Here is an 18793-nt window from a genome sequence, read left to right on the forward strand (position 1 = left end):
TAGATACCTCATTATCTTCAATCCACGGGCACCCGAGTATGGGGATATAAGCGTCTGTGAGCGGAACCGCTTCCGCTAAGTCCTCGATCCAGCGGCACTAACACTCGAACATCGCATACTGCTCGTTCTCGTGAAGTGCCGGGACTGCGGACGTTCCTTTCACAGACGCTTATATCCCCATACCCGTTTGCCCGCCACTTTCACTATTAATCTTACATTTCAGTTTATCACAGTGATTGTCACCCGGCAAGGAATGTGTTAGACTATTTAGAGTTATACACATTCACATGGAGAAAACACACTATGATAGAAAAGATTAAGAAAACACCGCTCTATCCGATTCTGGCGGGCATCTATCCGCGGATTCACAAGATCTATATCTGGCTGGTATGGCAGATTTGTTACCTGCTTCCGGTAGAGCATAAAAAAATCGTCTTCAGCAACTTTAACGGTGGCGGCTTTGGCGACAACACCCGCTATATTGCAGAGGAATGCATCCGCCGGAAGATTCCTTATAAAATGTATTGGGTCTGTGAAAAGCCTGGCTGCACATTTCCGCCTGAACTAACCATCATCCGACCCAACACAGCAGCTTTTGTCTATCACATGGTAACCGCCGGTGTCTGGGTGGACAATACGAGAAAGCTTTATTATTTCAAAAAGAAAAAAAGTCAGACTTACATCCACACCTGGCATGCAGGTCCCGGTCTGAAGCGAATCGAACGTGATGCAGGCAGCGGACTTTCCAAAGAATACATTGCCTATGCCAAAAAAGACTCCAAGGCTATCGACCTGCTTCTGTCCAACTGCAGATTCTGGACCCAGTGTTTTAAGAGCTGCTTCTGGTACGATGGTCCGATTATGGAAAAGGGACTTCCCAAAAATGATCTGTATTTCCAGGATCAGACCCCTCTTCGCAGCATGATCCGTGATTACTACCATCTTCCTCAGGATATGAATCTGGTGCTCTATGTACCGACCTGGCGTGAGAACCGGAAACTCAATGCTTATCATCTGGATTTTGATGGATGTATCAAAGCCTTCGAGGAACGCTTCGGCGGCAAATGGGCCATGCTGGTCCGCATGCATCCTAATGTAAATGCAGCAGACTTCGACATTCACTACACGGACCGGATCATCAATGCTTCTCCGTATCCGAACAGCCAGGAACTCTTAGCTGCCGGAGACGCTGTCATCACAGACTACTCCTCCTGCGGATTTGATTATCTGCAGCTTGACCGCCTGTCCTTTTTCTATGCAGAGGACTATGATCAGATGAAGCGTGACAAAGGATACTATATGGAGCTCTCTGAGCTTCCGTCCCCCATCGCCTTTAATAATGGGCAGATGCTCAAAAATATTCTTGATTTCTCATGGGAGGAATACGAAGAAAAAAGAAAGACTTTCATGAAAAAAATGGATTATTACGATGACGGTCACGCGGCAGAAGCGGTAGTTGATTATATTTTGAATTTAAAATAATGCAAAGTACGAGGCAGCCGCAGAACAGATGAATCATCTATTCTGCGGCTGCCCCTTTTTATGGTTCTGACAAACAGTCACTTTCTATTCTTCCGGGCAGATAGCAACAAAACCTTATATTCTGCCCGATGAGTCAACACAATTATCTGAAAATCCCCCAGAGAAACTATATTCAAGTCGTCAATTGGATATATAGGAAAAATGTAATATCCTCTACCCATGAAAACACTAACATCTGGGCAGAGAAAAAAGCGAGGCCGTCTGTATCTCCAAATGTCTTTTATATATGACAGCTGAAGTGAATTTTCAAGGATTCTGATAATATATTTGGGTATGACACAGAATAAGTGTGCCATATGCCCAGAACTTCCAGCAGAAAAATTGAACACAAATGATTTCTTTGCTTAGATTGCATTTCTGATTACTATTTCATCTATCTTTTTGTGTTTTTCACCCATCCGGCCACCGTCAGCGCCACCAGACTTCCCACCACCATCACTGTTTTGGTCAGTCCGTCTCCCAGCCCCAGCACACCTGCTCCGGTCTGGAGGAACATATAGAGGAACATGTGAAAGCACAGAATCGGTAACGTCTGCCGGCCCACCAGACCACATGCCCGTATCACTTGCGGACATCTTACTTCCAGCCGGTCTCCGATGACGAATATAGTGTAGGAACCAAAGATTCCTACCGCCAGATAGAGAAGCATGCTCACTCCATAATTTCCACAGGACAGATTCACACTACCGCTTAAAAATCCCAGCAGTAAAAAGAAATTCAGGCACGCAATTCCAAGACGGATATCGTTGGTCAGCGTCTTCACACCACCCCATTCTTTTAATTTCTCCCCTGCCGCAAAGAACACGGTAAAATAGGGCACTGCTTCCAGACTCCAGGGCAATAACAGCGGCGTCGCATAATGCCAGATCACTGATACGGCAAGACCTCCTCCCAGCAGCCAGTATTTTTTCTGACTCCTGCTGATGAGTCCGTACCAGGCATAGACCAGAAATAGTGCCGTCAGAAACCAAAGCGGCGAATTAAGAATATCCATGAGTACAGGATTTGAACCGGCATAACCACTTCTCCACATCTGATTCCGGGAATAGAGGATTCCGAACAGAGAAGCAAGTTTTAAATCTCCCGGTATTCCGCCCAGCACACAATCCTTTACCCAGAAAAACACCCAGAGAAAGGCACTGGTTCCAAAGTAGGGAATGAGGAGGCGTTTTGCTTTTTTCAGAAGAAACGTTCCATAGGATTCTCCTTCTTTTACCCGAAAGGTATAACCGGCTGCCACAAAGAAAATGGGCATATAGAACATGCCGCCATAGTAAGTGACAAGTCCAAGTCTGCAGCCAGCATGCACCAGCAGCACCACCAGGATGCCCATAGCTTTTCCAAAATCCAGCCATTCCAGCCGTCCGGAAGAATTCAGCCCAAAGTTCTTAGGATGGGCATTATTCGTGTTTTCTAAACATCCGTTTTTCAATGAAGGCTTCTCCTTTCTTTCCCAACGGTTCTACATATCGTACAGATAATTCCGATAGCAGCCCGGTAACTGCACTGATCAGAATCAGATTCAGGAAACAGGTCAGATTATAACCATACAGCGGCTCGGCCATCAGGAAAAACCAGGACCCCAATGTGGCAATGACCAGAAAATGAATCAGATACAGGGAATAGGAAATTCGTCCCAGATACTGAAATACTCCCAAGGAGAAAAACTGCTGCACCGGCTCCAGATTAAGCACAGAAAACACAAACAACAATACCCCAAACAGGTGATAGTAATTGACAAATACAAAAGGCAGAATTCCCCAGATCGTTCCCTCATAGCCAAATCCTGCAGAAGGGTAGCACATGAAGTAAAGTCCTACTGCAAAAAACACCCAGTTCAGCACTTTACTACTGCATATATTTTCTTTCACTTTCCAGTTTGTATACATAAAATCACAAAGCACATATCCGAGGAAAATACCGATAAAATCTGTTCTGAGCAGCGCCACTGCCAGCACTCCGTAAACAATCCAGCGCCATTTTTTCCCACTTAGCAATGCCGCGCATCCATAATCAAGGTAAGCACCAAGAAACAGCATCTGCAGGGTCCACAGCACTCCATTATATTTGTTTGTTCCGAATAAAAAGCAGCCATACAGGGATTCCTTAAGCATTTCCACAAAAGACGGTGCAAAGGCATTGAACCCGGCAAACCACTCTTCAGAACCGGCCAGTGCTGCCACAGAACCATTTTGATAGAGCCCCAGCACCATGGCAAACCAGATGACCATATTTACCACCAGTACCGTCGGCATCAGCCGGAAATACCGTTTGGCCGCACTTTTCTTCAGGCGGCTCTTATCCCCGGTCGCGAAAAAACTTCTGCACAATACAAAGCCACTGATCACAAGAAACAGCCGTACCGCTGTATTTCCGTTAAAGAGAAGATTGAGCGGTGATTTTCCAATGACAATATCCAGATTGTCCGGCAAATGACAGGCTTCCAGTTGATAATGATACATGCCATAATAAAAGGCAAAGACAAAATGGGTCAGGAACACGCACACACATCCAAACCCCTTCAATCCGTCCAGGTAGACTAATTTATTCTGCTGCATAGATCCACCACTTTCGCTTTTTTCAGAAGGTGTGCTGCGAACACTACCAGAATTCCAAGCTGAATCACTGCAAATACCCACATAGGCATCATGGATTCCCCATTCACCGCCTCCTGGTATCCGGCAAAGGTTACGATCTGTAAAAATACCGGCACCAGGAACCATTTCGGCTCTGTAAATACAAAAATCACCGCCAGCACACAGAACAGATAACCTGCGGTCTGATCCATATAGGGCAGGAAATATGCGGCAGCAAGGCCAAAGAACAACATCAGTTCCAGAATCATGGGAGACTTCTGTTCTTCCCATTTGCTTTGGGAAAATACCCACACACCGATCACCAGAAGTCCCAAAGTCAGGAAAAGGCCTACCGTGGCAAGCGGTTCGAAGGACTGCCCCTGCATGGACGTATTTCCAATGATCTCATAGATATTGGGCCAGTGGAAGGTCGTCAGCGTATATCCAGCTCCCATCCATGCCCGGTAACTGTATACAGCACGGGCTGCAGCCGCCATAATCGGCAGCACCAGTTGCAGATTGTTCAGTTTTCTCATCTGCCACAGCAGCATACAGACTGCAAGGAATCCCACATACCGCACATGCAGAAGCAGTGCCGCTGACAATACCACCGAAAACAGCCATCCACAGCCATTTTCCAGAAAAAGAAGCGCACTTACTATAAGCAGGGCTCCAACACAGGCATTATTTCTTAAAATCGTTCCATCCGCAATCACCGTCGGAAGAATCAGTAACACACTGTAGGTCAGAAGACTCTTTCGTCCATTTCCAGTGATCTGATGGACAAGCACGGCACCTGCCACCGCCAGATACCATTCTGCCAGCAGATAAAGGGGATGCGGCATACCGCTGTCCGGGAACGAAGTGCGAAGCACCAGTCCCACGCCCGTGATGCAGACCGCCAATAATGCTTCCAGAAAATCAAAGGTCATTCCTGCAATCCGGAATTTCCGAAATAGCAGCTCTCTTAAGAAGTTATCCACCTTCATCGAAGAATCTCCCTCCCTTCTTCCACATTGTCTGCAAGAATATTCCCCGGGTCGTGGATATATTCCCAAAGATCAAGACCGATCCGCACCAGAAGAAACAGCTGGATAAATGCCAGCGCTCCGTAGGATACCAGGGGCGGCTGTTTGGTCAGATACTGGGCATAGCCCACTACCGTCAGAAAGGAGGCCGTGACAAACAGTGGAAAACGCTTCGGTCGTAGCAGCGTATAGATCAGTAAAAATGCATCCGTCACATAAAGATACCGCTCATGCATATGGGGAAGGAAATACGTAGTCAGCATACCGAAAAAGATAACCATCAAAATCACATATTCCCTTGTGACCTGCACCTTCTGATAGGCCAGATAGAACATGACCATCATGAGAATTCCAAGGATCAGCAGCATACCTGCTTTCACATACTCATCCAGGAAGAAATTATTTCCTATGATCTGATAAATGTTCGGGAACTTGATGGACAGAGACCATCGGTCCTTTCCCCCCTGAAATGCATAAATGCCGATCAGTTCCTTAAAAGGACGTCCGGCAATCCATGCCGGAAGAATGCCCACAAAATACATAACCGGAATCGTGATAAAATGTTTTAGATCCACCTTTTTCCTCACCCAGAGAATCACCAGAAACGGAAAAATAAACAGCGTCTGTAATTTTACCGCAAAAGCCGCTCCGTAGAACCACATCCCCATCCAGGTCCGGTTATTCATGAGATAATATACACTGGCCAGAATAAGCAGCGTGTAAATAATATCGCACTGGGACCAGACTGCTGCATTTAAAATCACCGTTGGAAGGAACAGGAACACGCCATAAGCCAGATATCCCCGCTTTCTGCTGCCGCTGCACTCTGTCACCATCCGTCCGATAAGGGCCGCCCCTGCAAAATCCAGCAGACAGCAGAGTCCTTTAAAAGCAGTCATGGCATTGACCGGGAGCAGTGTAATGAAATACAAAATATACATAACCGGCGGCGCGTAGTCGTAAAAATCATCTGCCAGTGCCCTGAATCCCCCTTCGGAAAGCCGGGTCAGCCAGTCACTCCAGTAGACGCTCCAGTCTTCCGCCACAAAGGTGCGGACCGCCAGCCGGACTGCCACTGCCAGTATGGTAATCAGTACCAGAAACAAAAGGTCCGATTTTTTTGTTTTTTTCTCCTGATTCATAAAATAAACTCCTGTATACAAAGCCGGCAGACGAAAGACGCAATCCTCTTTCCGCCTGCCGGCGACCATTTACTAATTCAGTACTTTTTCAATAATATATCTCGGACGCGCTTTGGTCTCCAGGTAGATCTTGCCGATATACTCACCAATCACACCGATGGCCAGAAGCTGCAGGCCTCCGATGGCCCAGATGGATACAATGAGGGACGTCCATCCGATACTGGTATGTCCAAGAAAATGCTGTACCAGAGAATAGATCAGCATACCGATGCTGCACAGGAAGATAAACAATCCCAGAAATACAATAAACCGGATCGGCTTCGTGGACAGGGATGTAATACCGTCGATAGCCAGTGCCAGCATCTTCTTCAGCGGATACTTGGACTCTCCTGCCATACGCTCATGGCGCTCATAAGTCACCACATCCGTCTTGAATCCGATCATGGGAACGATACCGCGGAGGAACAGGTTTACTTCTTTATACTTCGCCATCTCTTCCAGCGCACGTTTGCTCATGAGACGATAATCTGCATGATTGAAAACGATCTCTCCGCCCATCATACTGATCATATGATAGAAACTCTCTGCTGTGAACCGTTTGAAAAAGGTATCTGTCGTACGCGCGGAACGCACACCATAGACAATCTCACAGCCATCATAATATTTCTCCACCATCTGATCGATGACGTCGATATCATCCTGCAGATCTGCATCCAGGGAAATGGTCATATCTGCATACTCTTTGGCAGTCATCAGTCCGCCAAGCAGCGCATTCTGATGTCCTCTGTTTCTGGAAAGCTTGACTCCTGCAAAGATTGGGTCCTGCTCATGAAGCTCCTCGATCATGGACCAGGTACGGTCTTTGGAACCATCATTTACAAACATAATCCGGCTGTCTCTGGAAATCATATTCCGTTCCATGAGACTTTCCATCTTTTCTTTCAGCCTTTTGGAAGTCTCCGGAAGCACTTCCTGCTCGTTATAGCAGGGCACTACCAGATACAAAATATCATTCTTTTCTCTTTCCATCATTCTCTTCCTTACAGTCCGCGGATATATTCCTCAATGGCATCATGCCAGTCTGCAAAACGGAAATCTCCGGTCAGACGGAACATGAAATTATCAAGAATCGAGTAAGCCGGACGATTGGCAGATGCCGGGTTGTCTTTTACATACTCTTCCGTGGTAATATGGTCAACTTTGGTGCTCTTTCCTGCCAGGCGGAAAATCTCGTCCGTGAAATCTGCCCAGTTGGTATCTCCTTCACAGGTACCGTGGAAAATGCCATAGTTCTCCGTCGGAAGCAGATAAGCCATAGCCTTTGCCAGCTCTGCTGCACTGGTCGGAGTTCCCAGCTGATCTTTCACCACGCGGACCACGTCATGGTTTTCGGACAGTTTCAGCATGGTCTTTACAAAGTTATTGCCATCGCCGTAGAGCCATGCAGTACGGATGATAAAGAACTCTTTTGCAAACTGCTGTACGAATTTCTCACCGGCCAGTTTTGTCACACCGTAAGCACTCTGGGGATCCGGAGTATCGAATTCGGTGTAGGGTCTGGTTCCGTGTCCGTCGAAGACATAGTCCGTAGAAATATGAAGCATCTTTGCACCGACTTCTGTTGCTGCGATACTTAAGTTTCTCGGTCCTAATGCATTGATTTTCCATACGATGTCACCGGCAGTCTCGCATCCGTTTACATTGGTAAATGCAGCACAATTCAGGATTGCATAGGGTTTTACCTCTCTTGCCAGCTCCATGACTTTGTCAATATCGGTGATGTCAAGTTCTGCCACATCGGTATTCACCAGTTCATACTCGCTGTGGGGCGCCAGTTCCTTATTGATTGCTCTTCCAAGCTGTCCGTTACATCCTGTGATGATCAGTTTTTTCTTCATTTTTTTCCTTCTCCTTTTTCAGTTCCTGCTCAAGGTCCTGCAGTCTTTTTTCATTCAGTGCCACCATCTGATCCAGTGTCCGCACACTGTTGGACAGACGGGACAGCGCTACTGTCAGCGAAAATATAATCAACAGCGAAAAACAAAATCCCAGAAAGAAGATCATGTTTACCGGTGCATAGATTCCCAGAAAATTCGATACGATATTTAAAAGTACCGGAGCACAGTCAAAGATCAACAGTGCCGCCAGCACCATCATCCAGACCAGTGCGTATTTCAGCTCCAGACTCCGTTTCCGTATCATATTAACCAGAACCGCCAGAATCGCCAGAATGGCAATTGCAATGACGATCTGAAGTTTCAGTGTCATCATAATCCCACTCTCCTCTCTAGCGTCTTAAGATTTCCATAAAAATTGCAAGGGTTACTTTTATCATATAATAAGCGGATTTCGGTCCTGCAATAGAGGAAGTTCCCTCTTCTCTCTCCCTCATAATCACCGGAAGCTCCGTTACTTTCTTCTTTTTCCGAAGAATCGCCACCACACTCTCCGGTTCCGGATAGTCTTTCGGATAATTCTCCGCATAAATCTTCATGACATCCCGGTTCACCATCCGCATGCCGGATGTGGGATCTGTCACTCTCGCCCCGGTCACCAGACGGATCAGGGTGGAAAAATACCGGATGCCCACTCTCCGCAATCCGGAAGACTGGAATCCTTCTTTCTCAATAAAGCGGGAGCCGATGACCATATCACTGCCTGTTCGCACCAGTTCTTCCGACATCTGCTCGAGATAAGCCGCATCGTGCTGTCCATCCCCATCAAACTGCACTGCCACGTCATAATGGTTCTGACAGCCGTAAAGGTATCCCGTCTGCACCGCTCCGCCAATGCCAAGATTCACGGAAAGATTCACATGATTCAATCCGTTTTTCTGGCATACCTGCAGCGTATCATCTGTAGAACAGTCGTTGATGACCACATAATCAAAACCCGGCGCGTGTTCTTTTATATCCTGTACTGCCCGCAAAATACTCCCACTCTCATTGAAAGCCGGAATAATTACAAGTTTTTTCATACTTTTTTCTTCTCCTGATTAGGTTCACTACCCTTTATTGTACCACAGATCTTACCGGATGACAAACTGTGACAGCACCCGCACTACCCTGCACAGATCCGTTACCCATGCAAAAGGAACATGATTTTCCACCAGCGCCCGGTGTCCTTCCATCATAGATTCCACATAGGCCCCCAGACTGTTGGTGCTGGTACCTCCATGGGACATATAAATCAGTATTTCCGGTAAATAAGAAAGTGTTACCTCTTTCCGGTATAAAATGCGGACCATAAATTCATAATCCCCGGAAATCCGGTAATCTGTCCGGTACAGACCGAACCTGTCGTAAACCTTTTTTTTCAGATACAAGGTCGGATGTCCCGGCATCCAGCCGCTTCGAATTACACCCTGGCCCTGATGCCATTTCCGGACGATCCGATCACCATCCATATAGCAGAGATCTCCATGCACGCCATCCGTACCCTCTTTTTCCATGATCTCCACCATGCGCATGAGTACGCCCTCGTCTGCATACCGGTCAAAACAGCAGCCCACAATATCCCCTGTTGCCATGCAGATGCCTTTATTGATGGCATCGTAGATACCATTGTCCTTTTCCGACATCCAGGAAATGCGGCCCGGCTCTTTTTCTTCCAGTTCTTTTAAAAGATCCACCGTGCCGTCCGTGGACCCGCCGTCCACAATAATGTGCTCGATATTCGGATAGGTCTGTTTTTTCACCTCTGCGAGAATCCGCTTCAGATTTTCAATATCATTATAGGTAGTGGTTACTACCGATACTTTTGGAAATGTATTCATCTATTCTCCCTGACCCCACAGCCTGTGATACAGCGCTGCATATTCCATAAAACGGTCATTTTTCTCATATTGTACCGCCCTCGTAAGGCAGTCTTCTTTTCTCATGGGATGCTCCCTCTCGGCAAAGATTGCCTGCAGCAATGCCTCTGCATCTCCTTTTCTCACCACCCGGCCACAGGTCTTATCGAGACTCTCCGGGCTTCCTCCGGTCTCAAAGGTAATGACCGGCGTTCCGCAGGATAATGCCTCCAGATTGGTGGTCGGAAAATTATCTTCCAGCGTGGCATTGACAAACACATCTGCCATGGAATAGTATCCAGCCAGTTCTTCCGCATTTTCCGTCCGGGTAATGCCAATGATCTCTTCTGGCAGTTCCCTGATCTGCTTTTCGTTTAATCCAATCAAAATGATCTTACAGTCTTCCGGCAGTTTTTTCGCAAGCCCGCAGAAATAAGATAGTCCTTTCCGCCGCTCCCACACATTGGCTACACCGAGAATCACAAAACTATGCTCCAACCCCAGTTTTTTCCGGAGATCATTTTCTGTTGGTCGGAAAATCGTCTGATCTACCCCATTAGGAATGACCTGGACTGGATAGTCTTTTAAGAAAGACTGTTTCACTTCGTCCGCCAGCCATCGGGAGGGTGTCACAATAGTAAGGTTCGCCACACCGGTAAATGCCGCCTTTTTTCTTTTATAATTGTTCGCCGTATTATTTTTAAATAATGCATAAGGATAAGTATTTCGATACTCTTTGCAGTCTTTGCATCCATCCCGCCACTGTCCACAATTGTTATAATCATAGAACGCACAGTGCCCGGTGTAAGGCCAGCAGTCGTGAAGGGTCCACACCACCGGCTTTCCCGCTTTTTTCAGATAGTCAAATAAGAGTTCCGTCTGCAGGACAAATCCATGAATGTTGTGAAGCTGAATCACGTCCGGATTCCATTCCTCGATCTTACGGATCAGTTTTCTGGTAGCTGATGCCGATGCGAATCCATGCTCGCCCTTAAAAAACGTAGACAACACATGAATTCCCATGCTGACCGGAGAGCCAAAGCAAAATGCATGTACACCTTTCGGCGCGGTTCTTCTGCCATAGGCAATGAGGCAGTCATCCCCCTGTTTTTCCAATGTATGATAAATATCCACAGTAATGCGCCCTACGCTGCCGCTGCCGCATACGGTGCTGATCTGTAAAACTTTCATTCCTGACCTTTCTGTGCTATACTCTTTTTAACTTTAGTATAAGCGAGGTAATTCAATGATAATCATACAACCTTCCGGCGGTTTATGCAATAGAATGCGGGTGATTAATTCCGGATGGAAACTGGCCCGGGAACGGAAAGAAAAGCTTCAGATTCTGTGGAACTGCAATGCAGAGCTGAACTGCCCCTTTGAGTCATTATTTCAGCCGGTGACCGGATTTAAAATCACCAGCATTCATTCCGTGGCTGATCCGCGAAAGCTCTTTCACCAGAAGACGGCAAAAAATTATCTGACCAATGAAACCATTCTGGCACACCGGAATTCCGATGGGTGTCTGGATCCAGATTATGTGGCATCTCTTACCGGAAAAACATATATTTTTACCTGGGAATGGTTTTATCCCTCCGAAGACTATCACCTCTTCGTTCCCACCGAGCGGCTTCAGAAACGGATCGACGACATCACTTCCCGCTTTGGCTCTTCCTGCGTGGGCGTGCACATCCGCCGCACAGACAACCAGCCCGCCATCGGCAAAAGCTCCACGGATGCCTTTATCCATTCCATGAAGCAGGAACTGGAGGCTGATCCGGCGACGATGTTCTATCTGGCCACCGATGATATGGAAGAAGAGAAACGGCTTCGGGAAGCATTCCCGGGACGGATTCTCTCCAATGAGAACCGCTGCCTCCGCCGCGACAGCGTAGATGGCATGCACGACGCCCTGCTCGACCTCTACTGCCTTGCTTCCACCCGAAAGATCATCGGAAGCTTTTTCAGTTCTTTTACGGACATCGCAGCGGATATGCACCATATTCCGAAGGTGATTGCGGGAGAGTAATATAGATTCCTGCTCACAGGTAATTGAACCAGGCATATAAAGGTGACAGCATGTGAGAAGGGACTGCGGACGTTCCTTTCACATGCTGTCACCCTTCCCTGTCTGCGTCATCACCTGTAAACAATAATAAATACTAACGTAACACCCCACACTCCTCCGGCAGTTCCATGGTTTTATACTGCCAGAGGAGTTTTTCCAATTCATAAATGGCCGGCGTCAGGAATTTATTTTTATGATAGACCAGCTTGAACTTCCGGTCCCATTCTTTATGTTCATTATAAAAAATCCGGACGCGCTGATGCCGTATCTCATGTTTTAAAAGACGCAGGGACATCACCGACAATACTTTATGATAAAGCACCGCATTGATGATGGTTCGCGGACAGTTCGCCTCCCAGGTCACTTTGATCGACAACCCGTGCCGTTCGGTATATTCTTCAAACAGCTTTCTTGTTCCGCTTCCCTGCTCTCTCATGGCAAAGCTCTCACCATCCAGTTCTTCCGTATGCAGCATTTCTTTTTCGTAAAACGGATGATGCACCCCCGCAGTCAGCACCAGCGAATCATCAATAATCGGAATCACAATGAGATCCGGAGAATGAATCTCTCCTTCCACGACTGCTGCATCCAGTTCCGCTTTCAGAAGCTTCTGCTCAATTTCCACTGTATTACTCACAAAGGAATGCACTTCCAATCCCGGCACCGCCTGCTCAAGCTCCAGAATGATCTTCGGCGTCAGACAGGTTCCCACCGTCAGGGTACTGCCAAGCTTCAACACCGGTGTCTGTCCCTGATTCCACATGAGTTCCTCCAGCTCCCGGAACTGCATGACCACTTCCTGGGATTTATCGAGCAGCAGTCTTCCCTGATCAGTCAGATACAGTTTCTTCCCCAGACGTTCAAATAACAGACAGTGATAGTGCTGCTCCAGCTCTCGAACAGCCTGGCTCACCGTCGGCTGAGACAGATAAAGATGCTCCGCCGCCGCGCTCATAGTACCATACTCTGCCAAGGCTAAAAATATATTCAGATGCCGAATAGTCATATGTATTTCCTCTCTTTTATCTATAGGTAAAACCTATTATTTCTATCAAATAATATCATTTTTCAAATATATCAACAAGTGCTATAGTGAATGTACATACAAAAAAGGAGGAACCATCGTGGCAACATTAACCGTCAGCAAAGAGGAAGAAAAACGCTTAAAAGGCATGGGATTTCTGAGCAACAAGGGAACCGACAATTTCTCAGCCCGTGTCATCACTGTCAATGGAAAGGTAACCGCTGCTCAGCAGCGCTGTCTTGCAGAAGCCGCTGAAAAATTCGGAAACGGCATTCTTACATTCACTACCCGTCAGACCGTGGAGGTACAGGGCATCCCCTATGAAAATATTGACGCATTCCAGGAATATCTGGCAAAAGAAGGTCTGGAAACAGGAGGAACCGGTCCACTGATACGTCCGATTGTATCCTGCAAAGGAACCACCTGCCAGTATGGACTTCTGGATTCCTTCGCACTCTCCGAGGAAATCCACAAACGTTTCTACAAAGGATACCGTGCTTACAAACTTCCGCACAAATTTAAAATTGCAGTGGGCGGATGTCCCAACAACTGTGTAAAACCAAACTTAAATGACCTGGGTATTATCGGTCAGAGAATTCCGACCTATGATGCATCCCTCTGCAAAGGATGTAAGAAATGTTCTGTAGCAGAAGCCTGTCCCAACGGTGCTCCAAAACTGGTCGACGGCGTCATGCAGATTGATAAAGATATCTGTAAAAACTGCGGTCGTTGTGTCGGACACTGCCGCTTCGACTCCATCACCGATGGAGAATATGGATTCAAGATCTACATCGGCGGACGCTGGGGCAAACAGATCTCCCATGGAAAAGCACTCCACAAAGTATTCACTTCCAAGGAGGAAGCTCTCGATGTCATCGAGAAAGCTATTCTTCTGTTCCGTGACCAGGGCAAACCGGGCGAGCGTTTTGCATGCACCATCGACCGTCTTGGATTCGATAATGTAGAAAAACAGCTGCTCTCCAATGAACTGTTGGAAAGAAAAGAAGAGATTCTGAGTAAATAATCACACATATTGAAAAAGGACCGCTCCATACGAAGCGGTCCCTTTCTTATTCTTTCTATTATTCCTGAGCTGCCTCAGCATCCTCTGCCGGAACTTCTTCCTGTGCATCATCAGCTGCTGCATTTTCCTCGGTTGCATCCTCTGCTTCTGCATCTGCTGCATCAGCGTCCTCTGCTGCTTCCTCGGTCTCCTCACCTGCTGCCGGAGTTTCCTCCTCTACAGCAGTCTCTTTCTCAGTTGCATCTTCTGCTTCTGTAGTGTCCTCTGCCTCTGTGGTATCTTCTACCTCCTGGGTCTCCTCAGCCGGAGCAGTGGTATCTGCGGAAGATCCGCATCCAGTCATAGCAAATGCACTTAACATTCCTACGCAGCATAATACAAGCCATTTCTTTTTCATAGTCTTTTCCTCCTCGTTAGGCTTATTTTTTACTACGTGTGACAGGATACCGAATCTTTGTGTCCATTTTGTGTCCAAAAAATTAGGATTTCTTTAAGATTTTCGAAAAAATTAAAACTCAAAGACTGCAATTCCATATGCACCCAGCGGATACTCCACATAATATTTCTGGTTATCGCAGTCGCCTTTTTTTGCCTCATATACTTCCGGACGCTTCCGTCCTTTTCCGCCGAATTCTTTCGCATCACTGTCCAGAATCAGTTTATACTTTTTCTTCTTCGGCACACCAACACGGTAATCCGGACGCTCCATCGGCGTAAAGTTTACAACAAAAAGCAGACTCTTTCTCTTACTCTTGCTATATCTTACGAAACTGAAAATGCTTCTATAGCAGTCATCTGCATTGATCCACTGGAAGCCATCCCAGCTGTCATCCAGCTCATAGAGACAGCGGTATTTCTTATACATGTGAAGCAGTGCCTTCACAAAATTCTGCATGCCCTGATGACGTTCTTCTTTCAGAAGGAACCAGTCCAGCTCACGTTCTTCGCTCCATTCCTGCAGCTGTGCAAACTCATTTCCCATAAACAGAAGCTTTTTGCCTGAATGTCCGAACATGAACGCATAACCTGCTTTCAGGTTTGCAAACTTGTCATCCATATAACCTGGCATCTTGTTGATCATGGAACATTTCAGATGCACTACCTCGTCATGGGACAGTACCAGAATATAATTCTCACTGCACGCATAACTCATGGCAAAGGTCATCTTATTATGATTATCTTTCCGGAAATACGGGTCAAGCTTCATATATTCCAGGAAATCGTTCATCCAGCCCATATTCCACTTGAAGGTAAATCCAAGACCGTCATCTTTAACATCCTTCGTAACACCCGGCCATGCAGTGGATTCCTCCGCAATTATCATTGCTCCGTCATTTCTTCCACGGATGAGGGAATTCAGATGTTTAAAGAACCAGATGGCCTCCAGATTTTCCTTGCCGCCATATTTGTTCGGCACCCACTGACCGTCCTGTTTTCCATAATCCAGATACAGCATGGATGCCACCGCATCCACACGAAGACCATCTACATGATATTCATTGAGCCAGAACAGCGCATTGGCAATCAGGAAATTCCGTACCTCTGATTTCTCATAATTAAAAATCTTGGTTCCCCAGTCCGGATGCTCCCCCTTTCGGCTGTCCGGATGCTCAAAGAGGGGCTGCCCGTCAAAATTCGCAAGACCATGCGCATCTTTCGGAAAATGAGCCGGAACCCAGTCAAGAATGACACCGATGCCGTGCTTATGAAAATAATCCATCATATATTGGAAATCTTCCGGCGTTCCATAGCGGGATGTCGGTGCAAAATATCCAGTTACCTGATAGCCCCAGGAACCGTCAAATGGATGCTCTGCGATTCCCATCAGTTCCACATGGGTATATCCCATATCCTTCACATACGCCGTCAGCTCTTCCGCCAGTTCTCTATAATTATAGAAGCCATCCTCATCCTCTTCATGGGGATGACGTTTCCAGGAACCAGGATGCACTTCATAGATGGACAATGCTTCCTCTGCACTGTTCCATGTCTTTCTCTTCTCCATCCAGCGCTCGTCATGCCAGATAAACTGACTGATATCTGCCACTCTGGATGCCGTACCCGGACGTTTTTCCGCATAAGATGCAAACGGATCTGCTTTGTAAAGATAATCTCCACTTTCCGTCTCAATCAGATATTTATACATACTGCCTTCCCGGAGTCCCGGAATAAACACTTCGTAAATTCCCAATGGGTCCAGACGTTTCATAGGATATCCGTCGTTTCCCCAGCAGTTGAATTCCCCAACTACGCGCACACCCTTTGCATGGGGTGCCCATACTGCAAAATAAACTCCCTGTTCGCCGTTATACTCCGTCGGATGCGCACCCAGCTTCTTATATATCTCATAGTGTGTGCCTTCCCCGAACAGATACTGATCCATGTCTGTAATCATGCACCATGGCCGTTTTACAGCAGCTTCACTGACTGATTTTTTACTCATATACGTTCCCCTCTGTCCGGACATAGTTACCCCTTGTCCGATTTTTATCATGATAGGATCATTTTATCACATTCTGCCGGTTTTTCCCAGTAGTAAATTCAAGAATGTGGTGATTTTGACTAATAATCATTCAATGCAGGGAAATATTTTGCTTCGTAACACCTACAAGAAATACCCGATAAAAATAAATTACTTTTCCTGGCACCATCTAGGTATGATCTGGGCATATAAAAATCCTTTTCGTACGTTCCACCCATTTTTCCTGCTCTGTGCCTGCCTTAACCGCCTTTTCCAGTAAATCTGCAGATAGTTCGGGCAGGAAGATCACTATACTGACCCCCGCACCCACGGTAAGAACAATTGTTGGATGTCTGACGAACTTTCCTGGCTATCTGCCCGCCAGGCTGAAATAGTCCAGAAAAATGCATGAATAATCGGAGATATTCCGTCTCATCCGGGTATAGGCACAGCTGCCGGCTGCATATGCCCAAACGGTACAGCAAACCCATACTGCATTCTCCTAAAAATAAGAACCAGAATGTCAGGAGTGACATTCTGTCACTCCTGATTAGTTAAAGCACCTGTAAATTATGCAAAAAAGACCACAATCAATCTCTTGATCGTGGTCTTTTTTCGTATGTCTGTTTTATTCTCCCAGATAAGCTTTCTTTACTGCCTCATCATTTAGAAGATCCGAAGCTTTTCCTTCTTTTACAATCTTACCGGTCTCCAGAACATAACCTCTGTCTGCGATGGACAGAGCTTTCTTTGCGTTCTGCTCTACCAGAAGAACAGTGGTTCCGCTGGCGCTGACCTGTTTGATAATATCGAAAATCTCGTTTACGAAGATCGGGGAGAGACCCATGGAGGGCTCATCCATAAGGATGATCCGTGGCTTGGACATGAGGGCACGTCCCATGGCAAGCATCTGCTGCTCACCTCCGGAGAGAGTTCCTGCCGGCTGGTTCTTACGTTCTTCCAGACGCGGAAAACGCTCATAGATCATCTTCAATGTATCGTCAATCTCTTTTTTATCTTTTCTTGTATAAGCACCCAGCTTCAGGTTCTGCAGAACACTTAAGGACGGGAATACACGGCGGCCCTCCGGTACCTGTGCCAGTCCGTTTTCTACGATCTTGTGAGCCGGGATCTTTGTGATCTCCTGTCCTTCAAAAGTGATGCTTCCTTTCTTTGGAGCGATCAGTCCGGAAATGGTGTGAAGAATGGTCGTCTTTCCGGCCCCGTTGGCACCGATCAGGGCGATAACCTCGCCTTCATTTACCTCAAAGGAGATTCCTTTGATTGCCTGGATCATTCCGTAATATACTTCCAGGTCTTTAATCTCAAGCATTGCCATTGTCGTTCCTCCTCTACTCACCAAGATATGCCGTGATAACCTTCGGATCGTTCAGAACGGTGGAGGTATCTCCGCTGGCCAACTCCTGACCAAAGTTCAGTACCGTCAGTTTCTCACAAATACCGGATACCAGTTTCATATCATGCTCGATCAGAAGAATCGTCATATGGAACTCATCTCTTACGAAATGAATGGTATTCATCAGTTCCTGAGTCTCATTGGGATTCATGCCTGCTGCCGGTTCATCCAGCAGAAGGAGCTTCGGATTCGTAGCCAGTGCCCTGGCAATCTCCAGCTTTCTCTGTTTTCCGTAAGGAAGATTGGATGCTTTATAATCTGCCTCTTTTTCCAGGTCAAATACTTTTAAAAGTTCCATGGCACGCTCGTCCATGGCTTTCTCTGCTTTATGATAAGACGGCAGACGAAGAATTCCTGACAGAGTAGAATAAATATATTCTTTCTGATTATGCAGACCTGCTTTTACATTATCCAGCACGGTCAGGTCAGAGAACAGACGAATGTTCTGGAAGGTTCTTGCAATTCCTTCCTTATTGATCTCCATCGTACTCTTTCCGGTAATATCTTCACCGTCCAGACAGATCTTTCCATCGGTCGGTTTGTAAACTCCGGTTAACATATTGAAAATAGTTGTTTTTCCGGCACCGTTCGGACCGATCAAACCATAAAGTTGTCCCTTTTCGATGGTCATATTAAAATTATCTACTGCACGAAGTCCTCCAAAGGAGATACCCAGATTCTTGACTTCCAGCATAGGTGTATTTTCAGATGCTGCCAT

18 protein-coding genes are annotated in these 18793 nt (G+C 46.6%); 3 read left to right on the top strand and 15 right to left on the bottom strand.

The window, feature by feature from the left end; translation table 11 throughout:
- Positions 1-303 precede the first annotated feature (303 nt).
- Positions 304-1482: a CDP-glycerol glycerophosphotransferase family protein gene (locus LKD36_RS10975; protein ID WP_308459624.1), complete on the top strand. Its 1179-nt coding sequence runs from the start codon at positions 304-306 to the stop codon at positions 1480-1482.
- Between the two features lie 433 nt (positions 1483-1915).
- Here the strand turns inward: LKD36_RS10975 and LKD36_RS10980 are convergent, their stop codons facing one another.
- The 10 genes from LKD36_RS10980 to LKD36_RS11025 form a co-directional block, all read right to left on the bottom strand.
- Positions 1916-2974 (bottom strand): acyltransferase family protein, encoded by a 1059-nt coding sequence (locus LKD36_RS10980; protein WP_308459625.1) that lies wholly within the window; start codon positions 2972-2974, stop codon positions 1916-1918.
- Positions 2943-4100, bottom strand: a complete 1158-nt coding sequence (locus LKD36_RS10985; protein ID WP_308459626.1) for an acyltransferase family protein — start codon at positions 4098-4100, stop codon at positions 2943-2945. The genes LKD36_RS10980 and LKD36_RS10985 overlap by 32 nt, the downstream gene beginning before the upstream one ends.
- Entirely contained in the window at positions 4082-5107 is a 1026-nt protein-coding gene (locus tag LKD36_RS10990) for a hypothetical protein (protein ID WP_308459627.1), read from the bottom strand. The genes LKD36_RS10985 and LKD36_RS10990 overlap by 19 nt, the downstream gene beginning before the upstream one ends.
- The gene (locus tag LKD36_RS10995) at positions 5104-6288 is read right to left on the bottom strand and encodes a hypothetical protein (RefSeq protein ID WP_118770361.1); all 1185 of its coding nucleotides are present in this window, start codon (positions 6286-6288) and stop codon (positions 5104-5106) included. The genes LKD36_RS10990 and LKD36_RS10995 overlap by 4 nt, the downstream gene beginning before the upstream one ends.
- A 72-nt stretch (positions 6289-6360) precedes the next feature.
- Entirely contained in the window at positions 6361-7320 is a 960-nt protein-coding gene (locus tag LKD36_RS11000) for a glycosyltransferase family 2 protein (RefSeq protein WP_118770362.1), read from the bottom strand.
- Between the two features lie 8 nt (positions 7321-7328).
- Positions 7329-8186 (bottom strand): dTDP-4-dehydrorhamnose reductase, encoded by an 858-nt coding sequence (rfbD, locus tag LKD36_RS11005; protein ID WP_118770363.1) that lies wholly within the window; start codon positions 8184-8186, stop codon positions 7329-7331.
- Complete coding sequence (locus LKD36_RS11010) at positions 8155-8559, bottom strand: DUF2304 domain-containing protein (protein ID WP_308459628.1); 405 nt, start codon at positions 8557-8559, stop codon at positions 8155-8157. The genes rfbD and LKD36_RS11010 overlap by 32 nt, the downstream gene beginning before the upstream one ends.
- Positions 8560-8575: 16 nt before the next feature.
- A complete protein-coding gene (locus tag LKD36_RS11015; protein WP_118770364.1) occupies positions 8576-9265 on the bottom strand; it encodes a glycosyltransferase family 2 protein in 690 nt (229 codons plus the stop codon).
- A 51-nt stretch (positions 9266-9316) separates the two neighbouring features.
- On the bottom strand, positions 9317-10063 hold the full coding sequence (locus LKD36_RS11020; protein ID WP_118770365.1) for a glycosyltransferase family 2 protein: 747 nt from the start codon (positions 10061-10063) through the stop codon (positions 9317-9319).
- Positions 10064-11272 carry a glycosyltransferase gene (locus LKD36_RS11025; protein ID WP_118770366.1) on the bottom strand — a complete coding sequence of 403 codons (1209 nt, stop codon included), beginning with the start codon at positions 11270-11272 and terminating at the stop codon, positions 10064-10066.
- Between the two features lie 55 nt (positions 11273-11327).
- On the opposite strand from LKD36_RS11025, the gene LKD36_RS11030 reads away from it, so the two are divergent.
- A complete protein-coding gene (locus LKD36_RS11030; RefSeq protein WP_308459629.1) occupies positions 11328-12110 on the top strand; it encodes an O-fucosyltransferase family protein in 783 nt (260 codons plus the stop codon).
- 133 nt (positions 12111-12243) lie between these two features.
- Here LKD36_RS11030 and LKD36_RS11035 read toward each other — a convergent pair whose 3' ends face one another.
- A complete protein-coding gene (locus LKD36_RS11035; RefSeq protein WP_308459630.1) occupies positions 12244-13155 on the bottom strand; it encodes a LysR family transcriptional regulator in 912 nt (303 codons plus the stop codon).
- Positions 13156-13273: 118 nt separating this feature from the next.
- Between LKD36_RS11035 and LKD36_RS11040 the strand changes: the two genes are divergently transcribed.
- Positions 13274-14197 carry a 4Fe-4S binding protein gene (locus tag LKD36_RS11040; protein WP_118770369.1) on the top strand — a complete coding sequence of 308 codons (924 nt, stop codon included), beginning with the start codon at positions 13274-13276 and terminating at the stop codon, positions 14195-14197.
- Between the two features lie 58 nt (positions 14198-14255).
- Here LKD36_RS11040 and LKD36_RS11045 read toward each other — a convergent pair whose 3' ends face one another.
- The 4 genes from LKD36_RS11045 to LKD36_RS11060 form a co-directional block, all read right to left on the bottom strand.
- Positions 14256-14594: a hypothetical protein gene (locus LKD36_RS11045; RefSeq protein WP_308459631.1), complete on the bottom strand. Its 339-nt coding sequence runs from the start codon at positions 14592-14594 to the stop codon at positions 14256-14258.
- 111 nt (positions 14595-14705) lie between these two features.
- A complete protein-coding gene (gene glgB, locus LKD36_RS11050) occupies positions 14706-16640 on the bottom strand; it encodes a 1,4-alpha-glucan branching protein GlgB (RefSeq protein ID WP_308459632.1) in 1935 nt (644 codons plus the stop codon).
- Positions 16641-17286: 646 nt separating this feature from the next.
- Positions 17287-17997: an ABC transporter ATP-binding protein gene (locus LKD36_RS11055; protein ID WP_118770372.1), complete on the bottom strand. Its 711-nt coding sequence runs from the start codon at positions 17995-17997 to the stop codon at positions 17287-17289.
- A 13-nt stretch (positions 17998-18010) separates the two neighbouring features.
- Positions 18011-18793, bottom strand: coding sequence for an ABC transporter ATP-binding protein (locus tag LKD36_RS11060; RefSeq protein ID WP_308459633.1), 783 nt, complete (start codon positions 18791-18793; stop codon positions 18011-18013).

The sequence above is a fragment of the Hominiventricola filiformis genome, assembly GCF_020686965.1.
GTDB lineage: Bacteria > Bacillota > Clostridia > Lachnospirales > Lachnospiraceae > Hominiventricola > Hominiventricola filiformis.